Raw genomic sequence first — 21,659 nt, 5'->3', positions numbered from 1 at the left:
TGATATGTGTCAAGACAGGTGTAAATGACAGGAGGGGCAATGGTGTCATCAATCAAAAAAGTTATTGTGGTGGGATCAGGCATTGCAGCGCTTTCCTTTGCAACAAACATCTCGAAAAACTGCCAGGTCATCATGATGACAAAAAAACAATTTTCATCTAGTAATTCCATGCTGGCACAAGGTGGAATCGCTGCTGCCTTTTCAGCACATGATTCAGCTGAGCAGCATGTGCAAGATACACTAGATGCTGGCTGTGACCACAATGATGAAAGAACCGTACAAGAAATCGTGAGACTTGGAAAACATCTTGTGGAGCAGCTCGTAGCAGATGGCTGTCCATTTGATCAAGATGAAGCGGGAGAGCCGCAATTAGGCAAAGAGGGGGCACACACCACTCATCGCATCTTGCATGCAGGAGGAGATCAAACAGGGAAAACCCTTGTACAGTATCTGAAAAGTCAGCTCGGCTCACATATTCATTTATACGAATATCATCATGTCATTGATCTATTGGTTCATGAAGGGACATGCAAGGGTGTTGTATGGAAAGACGAGACAGGACACGTACAAACGATGACCGCAGATGCTGTTGTTTTATCAACTGGCGGCTGCGGCTCCCTATATGAGACAAACACAAATGATCCTTCTGTCACAGGAGACGGACTAATGATGGCCTATCGAGCAGGTGCGCAATTAGTGGATCTCGAATTTGTTCAATTCCATCCAACTCTTTTGACAATCGATGGAAAAGCAGTTGGTCTCATTTCAGAGGCAGTAAGGGGAGAGGGAGCTTATTTAGAAGATGAAACAGGCAGGCGGATCATGAAAGGTATTCACCCACAAGCTGATTTAGCACCTAGAGATGTGGTCGCTAGAGCTATTTTTCATGAGCAGCAATTAGGCCATCAATTGTATCTTAACATCCATGATATTCCGCATTTTTCAGCTCGTTTCCCAGCAATAGATGCGATGTGCCAGCGTGCAGGTGTCGATATGGCAAGCGGCAGGCTGCCAATATCCCCGGGTATGCACTTTTTAATGGGCGGTATCAGCGTCAATGAATATGGAGAAACGACTGTACCAGCGCTATTTGCCATTGGAGAAGCGGCCTGCACTGGCTTACACGGTGCGAATCGATTGGCGAGTAATTCTCTTCTGGAAGGTCTCGTGTTAGGCAACAAAGCAGCACAAAGAATTGAACAGCTGCCTAAACAGAAAGAAACAAGTCCACCTTTTTCTATTCAAGAAATATGGTTGGTCCCGATGATTTCAACAGCTCAGCTGAGACAATGGATGACTGCATTTGCAGCCATTGTGAGAGATGAAAAGGGCTTGCAGACTTTGCTTCATACATTACAGCATGTCACTTTTCAGCAAATTAATGTGAAGAATATCACAAATGAACAGATCGAATTAAGCAATCAATGGGCATTAGCGGTTTGCCTTGCTAAATCTGCATTACTCCGTACAGAAAGCAGAGGCGGCCATTATCGAATGGATTATCCAGAGCGAAGCGATGCGTTGTGGCAGGGCAGGCAGATTGTTCATGAAAAAGGTCATATTCATATCATGAAAAATGAAAGGATCGGTGCCAAATGGAACGTTTACAGTTAAAACAAATGCTCACTCATTTTTTCACAGAGGATATTGGCTTTGGAGATGTATCAGCTGATGCCATCTTTGGAGACAAGAAAGGAACAGCTCTTATCATTGCGAAACAATCTGGTGTATTGGCAGGATCACAACTGATTGATATAGGGTACCGCCTGTTGAATGAACAGATTCAAACTGAGCTGTTTTTTCAGGAAGGTGATTGGATTTATTCAGGCGCTGTACTGGCGAAAATAAAGGGCCCAGTCAACGACTTATTAAAAGGAGAACGGGTCATTTTAAATCTATTGCAGCGAATGACAGGTATCGCCACCTTAACGCATGAGGCGGTGCAGCGATTAGGTGACCCGTCTATTACGATTTGTGATACGAGAAAAACGACACCCGGCTTGCGTATGTTAGAGAAATACGCAGTGAAGACAGGCGGTGGAAAGAATCATCGCTTTGGCTTATCAGATGGGGTCATGATTAAAGATAATCATATTGCCGCATGCGGCTCTATTCGTGAAGCAGTAGAGAAAGCAAGAGCCTATGCCGGTCATATGGTGAAAATTGAAGTGGAAATTGAATCAGAAACGCAGCTAATGGAAGCCATTGATGCAAAAGCGGATGTCATCATGTTTGATAACTGCTCTCCGGACGAGGTTAAACGTTTTAAACAAATGACGCCAGATTCCATTCTGACAGAGGCTTCAGGGGGCATTACGCTAGAGACATTGCCAAGCTACAGGGGGACAGGAGTCGACTTGATTTCACTTGGTTTTCTCACACATTCTGCTCCAGCATTTGATTTTAGTATGAATATGGAATTCAGTCATAAAGGGGGAACAACTCATGTCCATGCTTAATGTATTAGCCAATCAACATGCAGCCATGATGCCGGATGAATATAAACACCGTTCTAATGATGAAATGAAGCAGCGAGTGTTAGAAATCAAGCGGGCTTTTGGATCAAAGCTTTTTATACCGGGTCATCATTATCAAAAGGATGAGGTCATCGAATTTGCAGATGCAACAGGAGATTCATTGCAGCTGGCACAAATAGCTGCTGACAATCACGAGGCTGAATACATTGTGTTCTGCGGTGTTCACTTTATGGCAGAAACGGCAGATATGCTGTCAAACAAGAATCAAAGCGTCGTATTGCCAGATATGAGGGCAGGCTGTTCAATGGCAGATATGGCGAACATGAAACAAACAGACAGAGCATGGGAGCAGCTCACTAATCTGTTTGGAGATACAATACTTCCGCTTACGTATGTCAATTCAACAGCAGATATTAAAGCATTTGTCGGCAAGCATGGCGGGGCGACTGTTACTTCGTCAAATGCTAAAAAAGTACTCGAGTGGGCGATGACGCAAAAAGAGCGGATTCTATTTCTCCCTGATCAGCACCTAGGGCGTAATACGGCTTTTGATTTAGGTATTCCGCTAGAAGAAATGGCTGTCTGGGATCAGATAGAAGAAAAGCTCATCACCGATCAGCCGCTTTCCCGAATCAAGATGATTTTATGGAAGGGCCATTGCTCCGTACATGAGAAATTTACCGTTCGGAATATAGAAGAAATGAGAAAAAAAGACCTTGACATTCAAATTCTTGTCCATCCTGAATGCACGCATGAGGTCGTAAGGGCTTCTGACCTAGCAGGTTCAACGAAATTTATTATTGATACGATCAAACAGGCGCCAGGAGGCAGCAAGTGGGCGATTGGAACAGAGATGAATTTAGTCAAACGGATCATAGCGCAGCACCCAGATAAACAAATTGAATCCCTTAACCCAGATATGTGTCCATGCTTGACGATGAACCGGATTGATCTGCCTCATTTGCTATGGTCACTTGAAAGCATTGAAAAGGGTCAGCCGGTCGGGTTGATACAGGTCAATGAAGACATCACGAAAGACGCTTTGCTTGCACTCGAGAAAATGCTCGCCATTAAATAATGATTCAGCCCCTCCTATCAGAAAACAAGTTTTTATCATATCGGCTTGTAAATAGGCATAAATTTATGTTGAAACATATTGTACTTCTGACATAACCGTTACGTTCACGTTTTGCATAGGAGGGGAAAACGTTGAAAATTCATATTGTGCAAAAAGGAGACTCCCTTTGGAAAATTTCAAAGAAATACGGAGTCGACTTTCAAGAATTGAAAAAACTAAATTCTCAGCTCAGTAATCCTGATTTGATCATGCCGGGTATGAAGATTAAAATTCCATCTAGTGGTGTTCCTGTAAAAACAGATCATCACAAAGCAAAAGAAATGCCAAAAACGAAAGAACATCCGTATGTGAAAGAAAAGCCAAAAGATGTCGTGCAAGTGCAAGATACAAAACCGAAGGAAAAGCCAAATGAACCGGTACCTTATGTACCGCCAGTACCAAAGATCGAGCAGCCAGTTTTTCCACAAGTCGATGTGAACTATTATCAGACCAATCTCTACCAGCCATTCACGCCTCCTCCCAAAAAAGATCATTATGAGAAAAAAGATCACGTTCACGAGAAAAAAGATCACAAGGATCATTTTCATCATGAGAATAAAGACCATAAAGATAACAAGGGTCATTCCCATCATGAAAATAAGGACCATAAAGATAACAAAGACCATTTTCACCATGAAAATAAAGGTCATCTAAAAGATGAAGTGGCAAAGGGATATGACCCGTTTATTCATATTCCGCATCAAAAAGAGGAGGGAAAAGACATGGAGCATGGCAATTACCCAAACCTTCCTAACTTCCCGCAAATGCCAAATGTGGGAGGGGCAGCGGTAGGAGGAGTGGCTGAAAATAACGAGCATCATCACCAGCACCATCATCATGAACCATATGATCCTTATTTTGGTTATGGTCATGGTCATTACATGCCGGGGATGTATCCATATCCGCAGCAAATGGTGCCGGCATCGCCAATTTTACCGGGATCAGGACTATGTTATCCTATCCATCCATATTATCACCATCATATGATGCCATATCCATACCCGGCTCATCCATATTATCCTGCGTATCAAGCGCCTGCTTACTACGGGGAAAATCATGAGCACCATGCAAACGACGGACATCACTGGCATCACCATATGCATTCAAACGCCAATGCAAATGCCAACGTAAATCAAGGCTTTTATCCAAACGTCTCAAATGCAGCATACGGCAAGGAAGACTGCGGATGTGATGATGGCATGAAGCATCATCAGCCTTGGCCAGGACATTATCCGAATCCTGTTCCTTATGGCCAAATGGGTGCTTATCCTGCTCAGCCTTATATGCAGCCATATCCAGGCCAATCCGTATTTGCAAGGCCGGAGGAGGAAGAAGAGGATTAATGACAGAAGGAACGATCTCAATCGTTCCTTTCAGCGTGTAGACAAACCCTCGCATTCGGTGTCAGGTCTGCGCTCCGGTGCTCACGAATGTCAAATTCGCTCCGCTCCTGTGCTCGTCCTTCCTAGAATGCAAAGGTTTTCTATTACGCTGAAAAGAAGACAAAAGGCTAAAATCAAGAACATTTTAGCCTTTTGTCACCATACCAGAAGGAACGATCTCAATCGTTCCTTTTTTTGTTTATAACTGACAGCTTGATTTTCTTCCTAACTGTACATGCTAAAACAGAGCCTGTTTCGCGCTCATGAGATTGAATTTGTACAGGGGGTTTTTCGTTTGAGACAAAAATGGCAAAAAACAATCGCATTAGTGCTTCTTCCTATTGGGTTAACAGCATGTGGTACAAATGACAATGCAGGTGTAGATACAAGGCATAATCAATCAGGTCAGCCGGTCGGATATCATTCGAATAACCGTGCAGATGACAATAACCAAGATCATCAAGGACCAGTTTCTGAACTCATGGAAGGGATGAACGGTGGGAATACAACGAATGTTGATTACCGTACACGTCCTCAAGCTGATGATCGAATGCCTCTTGCAGGTGGAGATGGGCGCTACAGTCATGGAGATATGAACTATCATAACCAAATGTCGTTCTCAGGCTACGATAAACAAGAGAACATCCAGCGTTCAAGAAAAATTGCCAACCGCGTCAATAAAATGAATCACGTGGCAGACTCTCAAGTCATGGTGACGGATGAGAATGTGTATATTGCCATTAAATCAGATGGCCGCCTGACGTCAGAAGGCGTATCACAAATAGAAGAAGCAGCGACTCGTTATGCGGATGGAAGAGCAGTCCAAGTCATGAAAGATGAAGGTGCATTCACACGTTTTAGAGATATGAGAAGAACGCAATTTGAAACAGGACAAACAGGCATGACCCGATAGTTTGACACAAAAAGGCTAAAGTTCATCACGAACTTTAGCCTTTTTCTTAAAAATAAACCTTGATGCCTATATAAAATTCGTAAAAGAAATAACAGCCAAACCCTAATAATAAAATACCAGCAATAATGGATGTCCACTTGATCATCGTCCGATTCATCACTTTTCTTGTTAAGGATACAAGTGTGAGAAGACCAATGTCATGAAGGAGAATCCCTGCCAAAATACCGCCGGCAGCCAGCATAAATTCAGATGAATCTGTTTTTGTATAAGCATCCGCAAGTACAGCACCAAAAACAGAAACCCAGAACACAAGATTTCCAGGAGATACCGCCACGAGCAAGCCGTTTCGATATGTTTTCACGAATGATTTATTGACCTTTTCTCCTGCTAAATGAATATCTTGATCCGCATTTTTAATGGAATCGTATGCGAGAATCATTAAAAATACAGCTCCAATCAGCCAGAGCGGGATTTGAACAAACGGCAAAGATAAAAACTGAGCAAATCCAGCATATAAAGCCAAGATGAGTAATAAGTCTATGGTCATACCGCCTGCTCCGACAGTTAAACCATGAAAAAATCCGTTTTTCAGTCCCTGTTTTGTCATTTCAACCGTGATTGCTCCAACAGGCAGAGCAATTGAGAATCCTACGACGATAAATGTGAGAAATGTTTGCAATCGACTAGAACTTCCTTTAAATAAATTGTATAAAAATTCTCCGTTTAGATTAATTATACATAATAGGAGAAAAGGATCAATGATTATTTCAGATTTAATTGAAATGAGAGAGATAGATGATGTATAGAAGACTGTATATCAACATGATCCATAACGCTTGTAGGGGAAAGGAACTATTTTCCTGAATCTTCTTTTCTTCATGATGTCTCTATGCTAAACTGATGTGGAATTCAATAAAAGTGACTAGGGGTGCCCGTAAATGGGCTGAGAGAGAAGCATAAACTTCTTAACCCTTTGGACCTGATCTGGCTCGTACCAGCGTGGGGAAGTTAAAGATGATGCATGTATCATATCAATGATATGCATGTTTATTTCTGACGACGAAACCAGGTTCTTTAAATAGAGCCTGGTTTTTTGCTGGTGCTGATTCCATCCTGTCCGGTGACAAGAAGAAAAGGAGAGAACAGCAAATGAAAGAAAAGAAAAGTGTCCCATCCAACCAATCATTGTTATCCAGCTTTGACGGCAGCCATAAGGTATATGAGAAAGGATCAAGACCCGATATCTTAGTGCCAAAAAGAGAGATCACGCTCTCACATACTGTGACAGAGGCGGGCGATATAAAAAATGAACCAGTTCGTGTATACGATACAAGTGGACCGTACACCGATGAGAACGTTCATATTGATGTCACAAAGGGGTTAAAGCGTCTTAGGGTAGCATGGATTGAAGAAAGAGGAGATACAGAAAGCTATGAAGGGCGTCATGTAAAACCGGAGGATAATGGATACCGTTCAAGGGAGAAGGAGTCCATCCATTCTGTCCAAACTGATTTTCATCATAAGCCGCTCCGCGCGAAACAAGGTGCATGTGTGACGCAAATGCATTATGCCAAAAAAGGTATCATTACGCCTGAAATGGAGTTTATCGCAATAAGAGAAGAGCTAAGCCCTGAGTTCGTTAGAGAGGAAGTAGCGAGCGGAAGAGCCGTCATTCCTTCGAATATTAACCATCCAGAAAGTGAACCAATGATTATCGGAAGGAATTTTCATGTCAAAATCAATGCGAATATTGGCAATTCAGCTGTCACGTCATCCATTGATGAAGAGGTTGAAAAAATGACATGGGCGATCAGATGGGGGGCAGATACAATGATGGATCTGTCTACTGGAAAGGATATTCATACAACGAGAGAATGGATCATTCGGAATTGCCCAGTCCCAGTAGGAACCGTTCCCATCTATCAGGCCCTTGAAAAAGTGAATGGAGTCGCAGAAGATTTGACGTGGGATGTGTACAGGGACACATTAATTGAACAAGCGGAGCAAGGTGTAGACTATTTCACGATTCATGCTGGCGTGCTGTTAAGATATATTCCGCTCACTGTCGATCGGGTGACCGGAATTGTTTCAAGAGGCGGTGCAATTATGGCAAGATGGTGTCTTGCTCATCATCAAGAGAATTTCCTCTACACTCACTTCGAAGACATTTGTGAAATTATGAAAAAATATGATATCGCCTTTTCACTTGGAGATGGACTTAGACCAGGCTCGATTGCTGATGCCAATGATGAGGCGCAGTTTGCAGAGCTGGAAACGTTAGGTGAGTTAACAGAGATTGCTTGGAAACATGATGTGCAGGTAATGATTGAAGGGCCCGGACATGTCCCAATGGATAAAATCAAAGAAAATGTGGACAAGCAAATGGACATTTGCAAAGAAGCACCATTTTATACGTTAGGGCCTCTTACAACAGATATCGCACCTGGTTATGATCACATTACATCCGCGATCGGTGCGGCCATGATCGGCTGGTACGGAACAGCAATGCTGTGCTATGTAACGCCAAAAGAGCATTTAGGTCTGCCGAACAAAGAAGATGTGAGAGAAGGCGTGATCGCCTATAAAATTGCTGCACATGCTGCTGATCTAGCAAAAGGACATCCTGCCGCTCAAAAGCGCGATGATGCTTTATCGAAAGCGAGGTTTGAATTTAGGTGGCGGGACCAATTCAACCTGTCACTTGATCCAGAAAGAGCCTTGGCGTTCCATGATGAAACATTGCCTGCCGAAGGCGCTAAAACCGCTCACTTTTGCTCGATGTGCGGACCGAAGTTTTGCAGTATGAAAATTTCTCATGATATCCGCAATCAATCTGAAGAAGTAAAAAGAGAGATGGAAAAGAAGGCGAAGGAGTTTGTCAGTCAAGGAAGTCAAATTTATCAGCCATAAAAAAAGAACCTCGCACGATGCCGTGCGGGGTTTTATCAAACCGCTGAAAAGGCTTTTCTCAAAAGGTGAAAAAATGCCTTTGCTGCATATGCCATCATGTCCACACTCGGAATGAGAGCATCTGTTAAATTAAAAAAGACTGTTTTTCTTTCTGGAGATGTTCGTTTCTTTTTCTGCTTCATCAAGGGAAGCCTCCTTTTTCACTAATATACTTCTTTGCAGATATGAGAGATAGATATGTTGTGTGAATTTAAACAAAATTTAAACTTCTTGGGTTTGAATGGAAAGAAGGAGGGGAAACGAGTTGAATAGAGAATGAATGAAAAGAGCTGATCTATTTGACCAGCGAACAAGAAGAGTGGAAGGTGATCTTATGATGAAAGTATTTAAGGTAACATTTCATATGAACAATGGGGAAGTGCTTGATTTCGAGCTCAAACGTCCAGCTACCTATGATGTGTATAAAAAAATTGAAGAAGCCAATCATTGGTTTAAGCTGAATAATGAAATCATTAACCTATTAAACGTCAATAGTATCCATGTAGAAACAGAATAACAGCAAAAAGCCGCTCAAAAGAGAGCGGCTTTCATTATGCAGAAAAATCATTTCGATTATTAAGCTGCCCGCGGGACAGCCAGTTCTTTTTATACAAATAAGCAATCACTTCAAGCCACAGACGCGGTGCTTTTTTAGGGAAAAAAGGTTTTTGGTAATAAGTATAAGCGGCTTTTAAATCATCCCATTGATGACATGCTTTCGTTTGCGTGAATCTGGCAACGTCAATGACTCTGATCCGCCCTTCTTTTGTTAAGATCAGATTGCGCAGATGAATATCAGAAGGATTCAATCCTTTCTCGCGCGCTTCCTCCAGCGCATCATCGACTTGATTGATCATTTGTTTTTTAATAGGAATTCCTTTTGTAAGGCATTCATAGAATGTATAGCCTTTAATATATTCCATTAAAATATACTGATCCCCAGACTCATAAATCTCAGGGTAATAAGACGAACCAGAAAGTTTTTCGTAAATGGTAGCCTCTTTGCGGGCAATATGCTGATAAGAAGGGAAAAAGACTTTTAGTGCCATTTTCTTGCCGTCTTTTTTGTATAAAAAGACATAGGCACTTCTTCCTTTGCCGCACAGTTCAAGCTCTGCTGGTTTATAGGCAAGCTTATGAAAACGTTTCTCTTCATGATACTGAATCGATTCGGCTAATCTTTTGACATCTGACATTGACTTCACCTTCTTTGGTTTCAGTTTATGCGGCTGAAAAACGAATGATGAAAAAACGTGTCACTCGATAAAGCAATGGATTGTATAAAACATAACATTTACGAATGAAGGATACAACGAAAGACTCTTACCATACATTTGAATCATCGATTTGGTTAATGTTTAGAAAAATGGGTCAAACTACATATGTCATGCATCGATCTCATGTTCTAAAGAGGTGTAAATAGTGAAAGTGAAGATGAAATGTTTCGTTACAGGACTTATCATGACAAGTGTGCTTTTTTTCGCTGCGGATATGGAAGGGAAAGAACACTTGCAAAAGCAGTCAAACTCTATCACCGTCCAGCTTGAAAAAGTCTATCTAGACGGCGATGTGAGTATTGAAAGACACCGGGCATCATTAGAAGACAAAGACACATTCTGGGCGCAGTATAAAGGCTGGACGCTGGTAGAACAAAAAGAGGATTTTGCCCTTTTTAGAAAGCAAATTGATGATATCTCTCCATTAAGTAAAGCAAATGGATATATCGGATTATCAGAGGACGGTGTGATTTCTACGTTTCATGGAAGGCCTGACGGCTGGGCGGAGCCTATTCATCTCTTTTTTCAAATTGATACGTCCCGTTTAGAAAGTCATGTGGAAAAACAGCTTGAGCAAGGCATTCCTTTTCGAACAAAGGATGAATTTGAGCATGTGCTTGAAGTCATGAAGCCTTACCGAAATGAAATATCGTTTTAAAGCGTGTAACAGCTTGCTGGTGTGAAGACCGCAAGCTGTTTTTCGTGGTTTCATGATAAAAATGTACTGAGCGAACGTATGTTAACTTTTATTGCGGTTTTCTCCTCGATTTATGTTACAATGAAGAACAGTCAAAGAGGTGAAAACGGTGATAGAGTTTGTAAAAGGGACCATTGATTATGTGTGCCCGCAATATGTTGTCATTGAAAACGGCGGAGTGGGATATCAAGTCTATACCCCAAACCCGTTTATCTATCGAGTAAACAAACAAGAAACGATTTATACGTATCATTACATAAAGGAAGACGCATTTTCGTTATACGGTTTTCAAACACGAGAAGAAAAAGCGCTGTTTACAAAACTGTTAAATGTCACAGGAATAGGGCCAAAGGGCGCACTCGCTATTCTTGCTTCCGGTGATCCTGGCGCTGTCATTTCAGCGATAGAACGTGAAGATGAAGCGTTCCTGATTAAATTCCCTGGTGTGGGCAAAAAAACAGCACGTCAAATCATTCTGGATCTAAAAGGAAAACTTGCAGATGTGGTACCAGAAATGATTGGCAACTTATTTAATCACGAGGACCACATTCAGGTTGAAACGCAGCAAACTGCATTAGATGAAGCGCTTGAAGCCTTGAGTGTCCTTGGATACGGTGATCGTGAAATTAAAAAGGTTCTTCCATTATTAAAAGAAGAAAAGAATCTCACAACCGATCAATATGTGAAAAAAGCTTTACAAAAAATGTTGAAATAGGGTGATGTCTCATGGATGAACGGCTCGTCTCAACTGAAGCAGACAACCATGAATCAGCCATTGAGCAAAGTCTGCGGCCACAGACACTTAGCCAATATATCGGTCAGCAAAAAGTAAAGGATAATCTCAGCGTATTTATTGAAGCTGCCCGCATGCGGCAGGAAACGCTTGATCACGTCCTTTTATATGGACCTCCTGGACTTGGGAAAACAACGCTTGCGTCGATTATTGCCAATGAAATGAATGTTCAGCTGCGTACAACGTCAGGACCAGCCATTGAGCGTCCTGGAGATTTGGCGGCCATCTTAACGTCTCTTGAGCCAGGTGATGTATTGTTTATTGATGAAATTCACCGCTTGCAGCGCTCAATTGAGGAAGTGCTGTACCCAGCAATGGAGGATTTTTGTTTAGATATTGTCATTGGAAAAGGAGATACAGCACGCTCTGTACGGCTTGATTTACCGCCATTTACGCTTGTAGGTGCAACGACCCGTGTCGGGCTGTTAACAGCGCCGCTTCGTGATAGGTTTGGGGTACATGCAAGATTGGAATACTATGAGCAAAGAGATTTAGCTCACATTGTGGCAAGAACAGCCGAGCTGTTTGAGATTGGGATCGATATTCGCTCTGCCGAAGAGATAGCGAGACGTTCCCGTGGAACACCGAGGGTTGCCAATCGTTTGCTCAGAAGAGTAAGAGATTTTGCGCAAGTGCTTGGGAATCATACCATTACCGAGGACATTGCGGAAGATGCCCTTGAGCGTCTTCAAGTCGACAGGCTTGGCCTCGATCATATAGACCATAAGCTCCTTTTAAGTATGATCGAAAAATTTAGAGGCGGTCCTGTTGGTCTTGATACAATCTCAGCGACAATTGGAGAAGAATCACATACGATTGAAGATGTGTACGAACCGTACTTACTGCAAATTGGTTTCCTGCAAAGAACACCAAGAGGGCGGGTCGTCACAAGAGAAGCGTATGAACATTTTCAAATGGAGGTTCCGATTCGTGACTGAATTCCCTAAAATATTAATGATTTTAGGTGGTGTCCTTTTTGCCGCAGGATTAGTGTTTCAATTGGTTGGTAAGCTTCCAGGTGATATTTTTGTAAAAAAAGGAAATGTCACGTTCTTTTTTCCTGTCATTACATGTATTGTCATTAGCATCGTACTAACCATATTACTGAATATCTTTGGACGGATGAAATAACGTTAACTAGTTAACTACAGAATAGGTGAAGGAAATGAAGCTAGAACTATTTGATTTTGATTTACCAGAAAGATTGATTGCACAAGTGCCGCTTGAAAAAAGAGATGCATCAAGACTGATGGTCTTAAACAAACAGACGGGTGCGATTACACACGATACATTCTCCCAAATCATCGATTATTTTCAAAAAGGTGATTGTCTCGTTCTAAACAATACTCGCGTTCTTCCTGCACGATTGTTTGGGATGAAAGAGGATACAGGTGCCAAAGTTGAGCTGCTTCTCTTGAAGCAAGAAGAAGGAGACAACTGGGAAACACTTGTAAAACCAGCGAAACGGGTGAAAAAAGGGACGGTTATCACTTTTGGTGATGGACGGCTCAAAGCGGTATGTACAGAGGAAATGGAACATGGTGGAAGAAAAGTCGAGTTTCAATATACAGGCATTTTTTATGAAGTGCTTGAATCCCTTGGTGAAATGCCGCTGCCTCCATATATTAAAGAGCAGCTTGACGACCGTGAACGCTATCAAACCGTTTATTCAAAAGAGGTTGGCTCCGCTGCTGCCCCAACGGCCGGTCTCCATTTTACAACCGAGCTGCTGGATGCGCTGAAAGCGAAAGGTGTTCACATTGCTTTTATTACGCTGCACGTGGGGCTTGGCACGTTTCGTCCGGTAAGTGCAGAACGTATTGAAGAACACGAAATGCATGCAGAGTTTTATGAAATGAATGAAGAAACAGCTGATGAGCTCAATCGCGTTCGCAAAGAAGGCGGACGGATTATTTCAGTCGGCACAACGTCAACAAGAACGCTTGAAACCATTGCAAGCGCACACGATGGTGAGTTCAAAGCCTCAAGCGGCTGGACGTCGATCTTTATTTACCCTGGCTACACATTCAAGGCAATTGATGGCATGATCACAAATTTCCATCTGCCAAAATCCTCGTTAATTATGCTTGTCAGCGCATTAGCTGGACGAGAGCACGTACTAAAAGCATACAATGAGGCTGTGAAAGAGGAATACCGATTCTTCAGCTTTGGCGATGCCATGCTGATTCAATAACATCATACAACAAAGACAGGAGGGCTCATTTTTGTCGCAATTACCGATACGTTATGAGTTCATTAAATCATGCAAACAAACAGGTGCACGTCTTGGCCGCGTTCATACACCGCACGGCTCTTTTGAAACACCTGTATTTATGCCAGTAGGTACACTGGCTACAGTCAAAACAATGGCGCCTGAAGAATTAAAGGCAATGGATGCAGGCATCATCTTAAGCAATACGTACCACTTATGGCTCCGTCCAGGCCACGATATCGTAAAAGAAGCAGGCGGTCTGCACAAATTTATGAACTGGGATCGAGCTATTCTAACTGATTCAGGCGGATTCCAAGTTTTCTCATTGAGTGAATTTAGAAAAATTGAAGAAGAAGGCGTTCACTTCCGTAATCATTTAAACGGAGACAAGCTGTTCCTATCTCCTGAAAAAGCTATGGAGATCCAAAATGCGCTTGGTTCTGATATTATGATGGCATTTGATGAATGCCCGCCATATCCTGCAGAGTACGATTACATGAAACGTTCTGTGGAGCGGACAAGCAGATGGGCAGAGCGCTGTCTAACAGCGCACCAGCGTCCAGAGGATCAAGGGCTGTTTGGAATTGTCCAAGGCGGAGAATACGAAGAGCTTCGAAAACAAAGTGCAAAAGACCTTGTTTCACTTGATTTCCCAGGCTACGCCATCGGAGGCTTATCTGTAGGGGAACCAAAAGATGTGATGAATCGTGTACTTGAGTTCACTACACCATTTTTACCGGCAGACAAACCAAGGTACTTAATGGGTGTCGGCTCGCCAGATTCCTTAATTGACGGCGCCATTCGCGGTGTAGATATGTTTGACTGCGTACTGCCTACGCGAATTGCAAGAAACGGTACCTTAATGACTAGTGAAGGCCGTCTTGTTGTGAAAAATGCAAAATATGAGCGTGACTTTAGACCAATCGATGAGAACTGTGACTGCTATACATGTAAAAACTATACACGCGCCTATATTAGACATCTCATCCGAACAAATGAAACGTTCGGAATTCGATTAACAACTTATCATAATCTTCATTTTCTGTTAAAATTAATGGAGCAAGTGAGAGAAGCTATCCGTGAGGATCGTTTAGGTGATTTTAAAGAAGAGTTTTTTGAGCGTTATGGCTTTAACAAACCGAATGCGAAAAACTTTTAACGCATAAACGAAAGGCTTTACAATGCTTTAGAAAGGGGTGAAATAGAATGGATGGTGGTATGGGTTCAATCATTATGATTGTTGTCATGTTTGCTGTGCTTTACTTCTTGTTAATCCGTCCACAGCAAAAGCAACAGAAAGCTGTGCGTCAGATGCAGCAATCTTTATCAAAAGGCGATAAAATCGTCACAATCGGTGGTTTACACGGTGAAATCGACTCAATTGATGAATCAAAAGTGGTCATCAAAACAAGCGAAAACAACCGTTTAACTTTCGATCGCCGTGCTATTAGAGAATTAGCTGACAAAGGCTAATCCTCCGATACATAGCAATAAAAAAAGAGCGATATGAACCGCTCTTTTTTTATTTGCCTCGAAGATTGACGCCAATCATTCCCCCCAGCATACAAATGCCTAAAAATGCCCCATGATAGATGAACTGCTCTGGTGAAAACGTTTTTCCAAACCCCAAATATTGAAATAAAAATACAGTGAGAGAAAAAATGATAGATGTGATGGCACCAATTAGCCAGCCGCGCTCCTTTGCTTTCCCGCCAGAAATGATGCCTCCTAATAACAGGGCAACAAAGGACAAAATCATAATCATCCATTTAAATGATGATTCCTGCATACTTGTGAATGTAAGCATGAGCGACACAAGTAAACTTGTGACAACCATCACGACAAAAATGGCAATTAATCCGGATAAAATGCCTTTTCCAATATGTTTTGTTTCTTGCATGTGATTTGTCTCCTCTCCAATTGACCGAAGCTTGTCTTTTACTAAAATGTATTCACAGTGGAGAAAAAATAGACATGTTTCAGACGTTTCTTTTCTACATAAATAAAGTGTTTTGACACAAGCTATGATGGAGAAGGAGGGTTTACATCATATGCAGGACATCTTGATCATTTCCATGAGAACCATCATTTTATATTTTCTTATTTGGTTTATCTTTCGCTTAATGGGCAAAAGGGAAATTGGGGAATTGAGTATTTTAGATCTAGTCATTTTTATGATGATTGCAGAAATTGCGGTTCTTGCCATAGAAGAAGTAGAGGATCACATGTTACATACGGTATGGCCAATCCTGCTGTTAACCTTCATTCAAATCACACTTGCCTATCTCTCATTGAAATTCCAAGGCGTCCGGCGCTTTCTTGACGGCAAACCGGTCTTGCTCATCATCAATGGCAAAATAGACGAGGGTGCGATGAGAAAACAGCGATACAATTTTGATGACCTGCTCATTCAATTAAGAGAAAATAACATCGACAGTATTCAGGATGTCTCTTACGCTATTTTAGAGCCGTCTGGAAAACTCGCCGTCGTCGAAAAAGAAAACAAGCTCAAACATGCAGCGCTTGAGCTTCCACTTGTTGCGGACGGTGTAGTGCAGCATGATCACCTTAAGCAAATCAATCAAAATGAACAGTGGCTGAAAGATGAGCTTGCTAAAAGAGGTTATCATGATATCGAGCAAATCTCTTACTGCAGCTTTAATCAAAAAACATTTTATATTGATTTGAAAGATGAAGTGATCAAAAAGAGATGAGCTAAAATAGATGAGCTAAAACAGCTTCCCAATGAACGGGATGCGTCGCAGCTCTTCTCGTTTCACTAGTCCTAGGCAGATTAATAGAATGACATACAGCATGCACGTAACAATGATGAGCGTTACAAGTTCAATAGGAGCAGAAAAGAGTCCGTTTACTTGAGATTTCAGCCAAAGACTGACAGCCCCCGTACCGATAATCACAAGGACGCAAAGTCCATATTCCTTTAATGGTAAATGAATAGGCAGCACCTTTCCAACAGTTGCCGCATGGAGCAGTGTGACAAGGATGATGCCGATTAAGATCGCAAGTGCTGCGCCCATAATGCCAAAGCCAGGCTGTGAAGCAAGAACAAAAATCATCCCTGTTTTTACAATTGCACCTATCAGGCTGTTGGTCATCGCCGCACCAGCTAAATTGAGTGCTTGAAGTACGGCTTGAAGGGGCCCCTGAAAATAATATAGAAGGAAAAACGGCGCCATGAATTTCACATAAATAGCCGCATGCGATGAACCATACATAAAGAGCGTTAAATCTTCTGCGTAAACGAAAAGAATAATACATGAAATGCCTCCGCTGAGTAAACAAAGGCGCATCGCCTGCTTCAGCCGGTATTCAACCGTTTTGCGTTTATTCTGCTCCATGCCTTCACTGATCGCCGGAACTAATGCAGTGGAGAGTGAATACGTAATAAAACTAGGCAGTGTCAAAAGGGTCAGAGCAAGCCCGGTCAACTCCCCGTACTGCCTTGTCGCCTCAACAGCCGCATATCCAGCAATGGCAAGACTTTGCGCGACAACAATCGGCTCTAAAAACCACGAAATATTCCCGATAAAACGGCTGCCTGTTGTTGGCAGGGCAATGCTCATCAGCTGCTTAAATGTGTCCTTCCCGTCATGAATCGCCTTAAAAAATCGTTTTCGAATACGAATGGTCTTTTTATAGCGAAAGGCGATCAGTAAGTAAGCAAGTGAAATCATCTCTCCAATCACAGATGACACCATCGCACCTGCTGCCGCAAATTCAATCCCGTAAGGAAGGAAAGCCGTTGTACATACCGCGACTAATGAAATTCTTGCGACCTGTTCCAGAACTTGAGACATCGCTAGCGGACTCATTTGCTGTCTGCCTTGGAAATAGCCTCTTAACACACTGGAAATGGCGATGACTGGTACAACGGGTGTAATGGCAAGCAGTGGATAGACCGTTCTAGGGTCTGTCAGCATATTTTCTGCCATGATGGGCGCAAACCATAAGAAGAGCGGCGTGAAAATCAGGCTGAGTGTTCCTGTTATCGCAAGGGACATGACCAGAATACGTTTTGTTTTCTGTTTGTCACCCCGGGCTTCTGCTTCTGCGACAAGCTTACTAATGGCGACAGGCAGTCCGAATTGCGTGAGCGTCACGGCGAGAAAAAAGGTAGGTGCAGCCATCATATAAAGCCCGACCCCTTCTTCTCCAATGAACCTTGCAATGACAATTCGATTGACAAAACCCAATATTCTCGTGATAAAACCTGCTAAAATTAAAATAATGGTCCCCTTTAAAAACGTTTGCTTCGTCAAATCACAGATCACCTGCCTTCTCAAACGACATAGAATCATATACAATAAGATATGCGTGTATATCGTCCAAGCATGACAAGTCTCTCGATAAAAAACTGAAAAGGGGGAGCTACGCAATGACACAACATCCAGCTGCTATTTACAAAGACCATTTAAAGCCTTTTCTGTTCAGTAAGCTTGAAGAATTCATCGTTTTGGGCTATAAAGATGTAGATTTAGAGGAATTATGGTCATACTTAGAGAATAAGAAGTGGAAGAAAAAACAAGAGTATCCGATTCATGAAATGGTTGCAGATATCTTATCTGTGAAAATAGGCGAATTTATGAACTATGCAACCGTTCAGTCGTTTAAAACGTCTGCTTTTTTGGACAGTGAAGATGGCAAGAATATGCTTGATGAACTGTTAAAATAAGCCATCTTAATGGATTCAGGTGTTTAAGGAGGAAATACATAATGAAAAAAGGGCGCATTCTTGCGTTTTTCTTAGTGGTTCTGTTAATCGGAACTGGCGTGGGCTTACTGACAAAGCCTGTTGCGAAAGATATGACGCTAGGGCTGGATTTACAGGGTGGATTTGAAGTCCTGTATGATGTACATCCAGTGAAAAAAGAGGACAAGATCACAAATAGTGTTCTCGTTAGTACAGTGGAGGCTCTTAACCGAAGAGCAAACGTGCTTGGTGTAAGTGAGCCGAACATTTCGATTGAAGGCAACAACCGTATCCGCGTGCAGCTTGCGGGTGTAAAAGATCAAAACAGAGCAAGGGAGATTCTTTCCACTGAAGCACAGCTATCCTTCAGAGATACGAATGATAAAGAACTCCTAAACGGGGCTGACCTAGTCGAAAACAGTGCAAAACAATCATTCAGTCAAACGAATGAGCCAATTGTGACGGTTAAACTAAAGGATGCGAAAAAATTTGGTGACGTCACAAGAAAAGTAGCAGCGATGGCACCAAATAATCAGCTTGTCATTTGGCTTGATTACCACAAAGGAGATTCCTTCAAAAAAGAAGTCTCAAAATCAAACCACAAGTATGTATCTGCACCAAATGTGAATCAAGAGATTAACAGCAGTGACGTACAAATAGAAGGAAAGTTTACTGTCCAAGAGGCAAAAGACCTTGCGAGTATTTTAAATGCCGGGGCATTGCCAGTGAAATTAACAGAAAAATATTCCACATCTGTGAGTGCACAGTTTGGTGAACAAGCACTGAACGAAACAGTGTTCGCAGGAATAGTAGGAATCGCATTTATCTTCTTATTCATGCTGTTTTATTACCGATTACCTGGTCTTATAGCTGTCATCACACTTTCAGCTTATATCTACATTACGCTGCAAGTGTTTGACTGGATGGGCGCGGTTATGACACTGCCTGGAATTGCCGCACTCATTTTAGGGGTAGGGATGGCTGTCGATGCCAACATTATTACTTATGAGCGGATCAAGGAAGAGCTGAAGCTCGGCAAATCAGTCCGTTCTGCTTTCAGATCAGGGAACCGCAGATCATTTGCGACGATCTTTGATGCTAACTTAACAAGTATTATTGCCGGCGGAGTGCTGTTCTTCTTCGGGACAAGCTCTGTAAAAGGATTTGCAACAATGCTCATCCTCTCGATTTTAACAAGCTTTATCACAGCTGTTTTCCTATCAAGATTCCTTCTCGGTCTTCTTGTTGAAAGCCGCTATCTTGACCGGAGAAAAGGCTGGTTTGGTGTTCGTCAAAAAGACATTATGAACATCCATGAGACAACAGAAACCACCGAGCCAAAAACACCATTTGATAAGTGGGATTTCGTCAGCAAACGTAAAGGATTTATGATTTTCTCAGCTACTATCACCATTGCGGGAATCATCGTTCTTTCCATCTTCAAGCTGAATGCGGGAATTGACTTTACAAGTGGAACTAGAATTGATATTCAAAGTGATCACAAGCTGTCAACTGAACAAGTCGAGCAAGACTTTAAAAAGCTTGACCTTGAGACAGACAGTGTCGTGTTATCGGGTCAAAAAGAGAATCAGGCAGCAGCGAGATTTGTCGGTGTGCCGAACAAAGAAAAGATTGCTGAAGTGAAAGATTACTTCAAAGATAAATACGGAACGGAGCCAAACGTAAGTACAGTGTCTCCGACTGTCGGAAAAGAACTTGCCCGTAATGCGCTATATGCCGTCATCATTGCCTCCATCGGGATCATTTTATATGTATCTGTCCGATTTGAGTATAAGATGGCGATTGCGGCAATTATTTCACTGCTATATGATGCGTTCTTTATCGTGGCCTTCTTTAGTATTACGCGCCTAGAGGTGGATGTCACCTTCATTGCCGCGATCCTCACGGTCATCGGGTACTCGATCAACGATACGATCGTTACCTTCGACAGGGTTCGTGAGCAAATGAAGAAACGCAAACCGAAAACCATTGAAGATCTATCGTACATTGTGAACTTAAGCTTACAGCAAACCTTTACGCGATCTGTCAATACGGTGCTGACTGTACTTGTCGTTGTTGTCGCACTGCTTATCTTCGGATCGGCGTCGATTACAAACTTCTCCATCGCCTTACTTGTCGGCTTATTAACAGGGGTGTATTCATCCCTTTATATCGCGGCACAAATTTGGCTGATGTGGAAAGGCCGCGAGCTGAAAAAACCAGCTAAGATAGATACAGATCAAGATATTTAATCTGGAAAGACTGCCTTCTCGGCAGTCTCAGCGTGTAGACAAACCCTCGCATTCTTTGTCAGTCCTGCGTGCCGGTGCTCACGAATGTCAAATTCGCTCCGCTCCGGTACTCGTCCTTCCTAGATTGCAAAGGTTTTCTATCACGCTGAAAAGAAGAAAAAGAGCTAAAATAAATATCATTTTAGCCCTTTTTCAACAATCTAAGACTGCCTTCTCGGCAGTCTTTTTCTATTGAAAAAACATTTTGGGTTTCATTGATCTTAAAATGGTCTTTTGCTATAATGACTTACGTTTAGATCAGTATAGAAAGCGGGTGTCTGTTTAAGGCATTTTGCTTTATTCATTGGAGGGGCTGTGATGAAGGTTCGGGAAACTGAACTGCCAGGTATCGGTCATAAAACCGAAATGATCACAAGAAATAATGAGAAGCTTGCCATCATTACACATAATGACGGCAGAAGAGAAATGTATCATTTTCAGGAGGACGACCACGAAGAAACGATTTCTGGTATCCTGCTAAACGATGAAGAAGCAAGACAAATTGCGGCTATTTTAGGCGGCATGGTCTATAAGCCGAAAGCGCTTGAAACCGTAGAGGTAGCCATTGATGATCTAGTGATTGAATGGTTTAAAATTGAAAAGAATGCACCAGCTGTTCAAAGAAGCATCGGTGAACTCAATGTTCGCCAAAACTATCAAGTAACAGTCATCGCCATTATGAGAAAATCACACGAGAAGATTTTAAATCCAGGACCAGATACCATCATCGAAGAAGGGGATACCCTTGTTATTTCTGGAGAAAGAAAAGAATTAAAGAACCTGATTAAAGAAAAACTCAGCAGCTGATGATGCCCATGCTGATAGGTTTTCTTCCGCTGC

At 42.2% G+C, this 21,659-nt stretch carries 23 protein-coding genes and 1 riboswitch; of the genes, 18 read left to right on the top strand and 5 right to left on the bottom strand.

The features are described 5' to 3' along the window. Window positions 1–39 precede the first annotated feature (39 nt). From nadB to NSQ72_RS12195, 5 genes are all read left to right on the top strand, one after another. Complete coding sequence (gene nadB / locus NSQ72_RS12215; RefSeq protein WP_341084138.1) at window positions 40–1,614, top strand: L-aspartate oxidase; 1,575 nt, start codon at window positions 40–42, stop codon at window positions 1,612–1,614. Beyond that, window positions 1,596–2,459 (top strand): carboxylating nicotinate-nucleotide diphosphorylase, encoded by an 864-nt coding sequence (gene nadC / locus NSQ72_RS12210; protein ID WP_341084136.1) that lies wholly within the window; start codon window positions 1,596–1,598, stop codon window positions 2,457–2,459. The genes nadB and nadC overlap by 19 nt, the downstream gene beginning before the upstream one ends. Then, complete coding sequence (nadA, locus tag NSQ72_RS12205; protein WP_341084135.1) at window positions 2,446–3,555, top strand: quinolinate synthase NadA; 1,110 nt, start codon at window positions 2,446–2,448, stop codon at window positions 3,553–3,555. Before nadC ends, nadA begins: the two co-directional genes overlap by 14 nt. 131 nt (window positions 3,556–3,686) lie before the next feature. Continuing rightward, window positions 3,687–4,937, top strand: coding sequence for a SafA/ExsA family spore coat assembly protein (gene safA, locus NSQ72_RS12200; RefSeq protein ID WP_059375685.1), 1,251 nt, complete (start codon window positions 3,687–3,689; stop codon window positions 4,935–4,937). Between the two features lie 334 nt (window positions 4,938–5,271). After that, the gene (locus NSQ72_RS12195; protein ID WP_039180343.1) at window positions 5,272–5,889 is read left to right on the top strand and encodes a YhcN/YlaJ family sporulation lipoprotein; all 618 of its coding nucleotides are present in this window, start codon (window positions 5,272–5,274) and stop codon (window positions 5,887–5,889) included. A 46-nt stretch (window positions 5,890–5,935) separates the two neighbouring features. Here the strand turns inward: NSQ72_RS12195 and NSQ72_RS12190 are convergent, their stop codons facing one another. Beyond that, window positions 5,936–6,568 carry a LysE family transporter gene (locus NSQ72_RS12190; protein ID WP_073979793.1) on the bottom strand — a complete coding sequence of 211 codons (633 nt, stop codon included), beginning with the start codon at window positions 6,566–6,568 and terminating at the stop codon, window positions 5,936–5,938. A 235-nt stretch (window positions 6,569–6,803) separates the two neighbouring features. Then, window positions 6,804–6,912, top strand: a riboswitch (TPP riboswitch). 126 nt (window positions 6,913–7,038) lie between these two features. On the opposite strand from NSQ72_RS12190, the gene thiC reads away from it, so the two are divergent. Next, complete coding sequence (thiC, locus tag NSQ72_RS12185) at window positions 7,039–8,799, top strand: phosphomethylpyrimidine synthase ThiC (protein ID WP_341084134.1); 1,761 nt, start codon at window positions 7,039–7,041, stop codon at window positions 8,797–8,799. A gap of 35 nt (window positions 8,800–8,834) precedes the next feature. Here the strand turns inward: thiC and NSQ72_RS12180 are convergent, their stop codons facing one another. After that, the gene (locus NSQ72_RS12180) at window positions 8,835–8,981 is read right to left on the bottom strand and encodes a hypothetical protein (RefSeq protein WP_341084133.1); all 147 of its coding nucleotides are present in this window, start codon (window positions 8,979–8,981) and stop codon (window positions 8,835–8,837) included. A 191-nt stretch (window positions 8,982–9,172) separates the two neighbouring features. Between NSQ72_RS12180 and NSQ72_RS12175 the strand changes: the two genes are divergently transcribed. Beyond that, the gene (locus tag NSQ72_RS12175; RefSeq protein ID WP_008342761.1) at window positions 9,173–9,355 is read left to right on the top strand and encodes a hypothetical protein; all 183 of its coding nucleotides are present in this window, start codon (window positions 9,173–9,175) and stop codon (window positions 9,353–9,355) included. A 34-nt stretch (window positions 9,356–9,389) separates the two neighbouring features. Here the strand turns inward: NSQ72_RS12175 and NSQ72_RS12170 are convergent, their stop codons facing one another. After that, window positions 9,390–10,034: a protein kinase family protein gene (locus tag NSQ72_RS12170; RefSeq protein WP_341084131.1), complete on the bottom strand. Its 645-nt coding sequence runs from the start codon at window positions 10,032–10,034 to the stop codon at window positions 9,390–9,392. Window positions 10,035–10,272: 238 nt separating this feature from the next. On the opposite strand from NSQ72_RS12170, the gene NSQ72_RS12165 reads away from it, so the two are divergent. The 7 genes from NSQ72_RS12165 (at window position 10,273) to yajC (ending at window position 15,290) form a co-directional block, all read left to right on the top strand. Beyond that, a complete protein-coding gene (locus tag NSQ72_RS12165; RefSeq protein ID WP_073979823.1) occupies window positions 10,273–10,773 on the top strand; it encodes an intercompartmental signaling factor BofC in 501 nt (166 codons plus the stop codon). 148 nt (window positions 10,774–10,921) lie between these two features. Next, window positions 10,922–11,527: a Holliday junction branch migration protein RuvA gene (gene ruvA, locus NSQ72_RS12160; RefSeq protein WP_024423144.1), complete on the top strand. Its 606-nt coding sequence runs from the start codon at window positions 10,922–10,924 to the stop codon at window positions 11,525–11,527. A gap of 11 nt (window positions 11,528–11,538) precedes the next feature. Beyond that, window positions 11,539–12,543 (top strand): Holliday junction branch migration DNA helicase RuvB, encoded by a 1,005-nt coding sequence (gene ruvB, locus NSQ72_RS12155; RefSeq protein WP_047203347.1) that lies wholly within the window; start codon window positions 11,539–11,541, stop codon window positions 12,541–12,543. Further along, window positions 12,536–12,736 (top strand): DUF2905 domain-containing protein, encoded by a 201-nt coding sequence (locus tag NSQ72_RS12150; RefSeq protein ID WP_012010741.1) that lies wholly within the window; start codon window positions 12,536–12,538, stop codon window positions 12,734–12,736. Before ruvB ends, NSQ72_RS12150 begins: the two co-directional genes overlap by 8 nt. A gap of 34 nt (window positions 12,737–12,770) precedes the next feature. Next, the gene (gene queA, locus NSQ72_RS12145; RefSeq protein ID WP_064497874.1) at window positions 12,771–13,799 is read left to right on the top strand and encodes a tRNA preQ1(34) S-adenosylmethionine ribosyltransferase-isomerase QueA; all 1,029 of its coding nucleotides are present in this window, start codon (window positions 12,771–12,773) and stop codon (window positions 13,797–13,799) included. A gap of 31 nt (window positions 13,800–13,830) precedes the next feature. After that, the gene (tgt, locus tag NSQ72_RS12140; protein WP_034321314.1) at window positions 13,831–14,976 is read left to right on the top strand and encodes a tRNA guanosine(34) transglycosylase Tgt; all 1,146 of its coding nucleotides are present in this window, start codon (window positions 13,831–13,833) and stop codon (window positions 14,974–14,976) included. Between the two features lie 47 nt (window positions 14,977–15,023). Continuing rightward, window positions 15,024–15,290, top strand: coding sequence for a preprotein translocase subunit YajC (gene yajC / locus NSQ72_RS12135; protein ID WP_008360993.1), 267 nt, complete (start codon window positions 15,024–15,026; stop codon window positions 15,288–15,290). Between the two features lie 49 nt (window positions 15,291–15,339). Here yajC and NSQ72_RS12130 read toward each other — a convergent pair whose 3' ends face one another. After that, window positions 15,340–15,717 carry a TIGR04086 family membrane protein gene (locus NSQ72_RS12130; RefSeq protein ID WP_039180321.1) on the bottom strand — a complete coding sequence of 126 codons (378 nt, stop codon included), beginning with the start codon at window positions 15,715–15,717 and terminating at the stop codon, window positions 15,340–15,342. A 151-nt stretch (window positions 15,718–15,868) separates the two neighbouring features. On the opposite strand from NSQ72_RS12130, the gene NSQ72_RS12125 reads away from it, so the two are divergent. Further along, window positions 15,869–16,531 carry a DUF421 domain-containing protein gene (locus NSQ72_RS12125; RefSeq protein WP_039180318.1) on the top strand — a complete coding sequence of 221 codons (663 nt, stop codon included), beginning with the start codon at window positions 15,869–15,871 and terminating at the stop codon, window positions 16,529–16,531. Window positions 16,532–16,546: 15 nt separating this feature from the next. Here the strand turns inward: NSQ72_RS12125 and spoVB are convergent, their stop codons facing one another. Next, window positions 16,547–18,097 carry a stage V sporulation protein B gene (gene spoVB / locus NSQ72_RS12120; RefSeq protein WP_058838997.1) on the bottom strand — a complete coding sequence of 517 codons (1,551 nt, stop codon included), beginning with the start codon at window positions 18,095–18,097 and terminating at the stop codon, window positions 16,547–16,549. Window positions 18,098–18,213: 116 nt separating this feature from the next. Here spoVB and NSQ72_RS12115 point away from each other — a divergent pair, with 116 nt between their 5' ends. The 3 genes from NSQ72_RS12115 to NSQ72_RS12105 all read left to right on the top strand — a co-directional run bounded on the left by NSQ72_RS12115 (window position 18,214) and on the right by NSQ72_RS12105 (window position 21,626). Further along, window positions 18,214–18,510 (top strand): post-transcriptional regulator, encoded by a 297-nt coding sequence (locus NSQ72_RS12115; protein WP_003216788.1) that lies wholly within the window; start codon window positions 18,214–18,216, stop codon window positions 18,508–18,510. 41 nt (window positions 18,511–18,551) lie between these two features. Then, window positions 18,552–20,780 carry a protein translocase subunit SecDF gene (gene secDF, locus NSQ72_RS12110; protein WP_341084126.1) on the top strand — a complete coding sequence of 743 codons (2,229 nt, stop codon included), beginning with the start codon at window positions 18,552–18,554 and terminating at the stop codon, window positions 20,778–20,780. A gap of 357 nt (window positions 20,781–21,137) precedes the next feature. Continuing rightward, entirely contained in the window at window positions 21,138–21,626 is a 489-nt protein-coding gene (locus NSQ72_RS12105) for a cation:proton antiporter regulatory subunit (RefSeq protein WP_144494500.1), read from the top strand. Window positions 21,627–21,659: the final 33 nt, after the last annotated feature.

Origin of the sequence: Bacillus sp. FSL R5-0659, from assembly GCF_038008785.1 — a bacterium.
Classification (GTDB): Bacteria; Bacillota; Bacilli; order Bacillales; family Bacillaceae; genus Bacillus; species Bacillus safensis.
The sequence above is the reverse complement of the archived record's forward strand: the minus strand, read 5'-3'. Positions and strand labels throughout refer to the sequence as shown.

Bases quoted from the DNA above. Each gene is read 5' to 3' on its own strand.
- nadB (WP_341084138.1), top strand. From the start codon at position 40: ATGGTGTCATCAATCAAAAAAGTTATTGTGGTGGGATCAGGCATTGCA.
- nadC (WP_341084136.1), top strand. From the start codon at position 1,596: ATGGAACGTTTACAGTTAAAACAAATGCTCACTCATTTTTTCACAGAG.
- nadA (WP_341084135.1), top strand. From the start codon at position 2,446: ATGTCCATGCTTAATGTATTAGCCAATCAACATGCAGCCATGATGCCG.
- thiC (WP_341084134.1), top strand. From the start codon at position 7,039: ATGAAAGAAAAGAAAAGTGTCCCATCCAACCAATCATTGTTATCCAGC.
- NSQ72_RS12180 (WP_341084133.1), bottom strand. From the start codon at position 8,981: ATGAAGCAGAAAAAGAAACGAACATCTCCAGAAAGAAAAACAGTCTTT.
- NSQ72_RS12175 (WP_008342761.1), top strand. From the start codon at position 9,173: ATGATGAAAGTATTTAAGGTAACATTTCATATGAACAATGGGGAAGTG.
- NSQ72_RS12170 (WP_341084131.1), bottom strand. From the start codon at position 10,034: ATGTCAGATGTCAAAAGATTAGCCGAATCGATTCAGTATCATGAAGAG.
- NSQ72_RS12165 (WP_073979823.1), top strand. From the start codon at position 10,273: ATGAAATGTTTCGTTACAGGACTTATCATGACAAGTGTGCTTTTTTTC.
- ruvB (WP_047203347.1), top strand. From the start codon at position 11,539: ATGGATGAACGGCTCGTCTCAACTGAAGCAGACAACCATGAATCAGCC.
- queA (WP_064497874.1), top strand. From the start codon at position 12,771: ATGAAGCTAGAACTATTTGATTTTGATTTACCAGAAAGATTGATTGCA.
- yajC (WP_008360993.1), top strand. From the start codon at position 15,024: ATGGATGGTGGTATGGGTTCAATCATTATGATTGTTGTCATGTTTGCT.
- NSQ72_RS12130 (WP_039180321.1), bottom strand. From the start codon at position 15,717: ATGCAAGAAACAAAACATATTGGAAAAGGCATTTTATCCGGATTAATT.
- NSQ72_RS12125 (WP_039180318.1), top strand. From the start codon at position 15,869: ATGCAGGACATCTTGATCATTTCCATGAGAACCATCATTTTATATTTT.
- NSQ72_RS12115 (WP_003216788.1), top strand. From the start codon at position 18,214: ATGACACAACATCCAGCTGCTATTTACAAAGACCATTTAAAGCCTTTT.
- secDF (WP_341084126.1), top strand. From the start codon at position 18,552: ATGAAAAAAGGGCGCATTCTTGCGTTTTTCTTAGTGGTTCTGTTAATC.
- NSQ72_RS12105 (WP_144494500.1), top strand. From the start codon at position 21,138: ATGAAGGTTCGGGAAACTGAACTGCCAGGTATCGGTCATAAAACCGAA.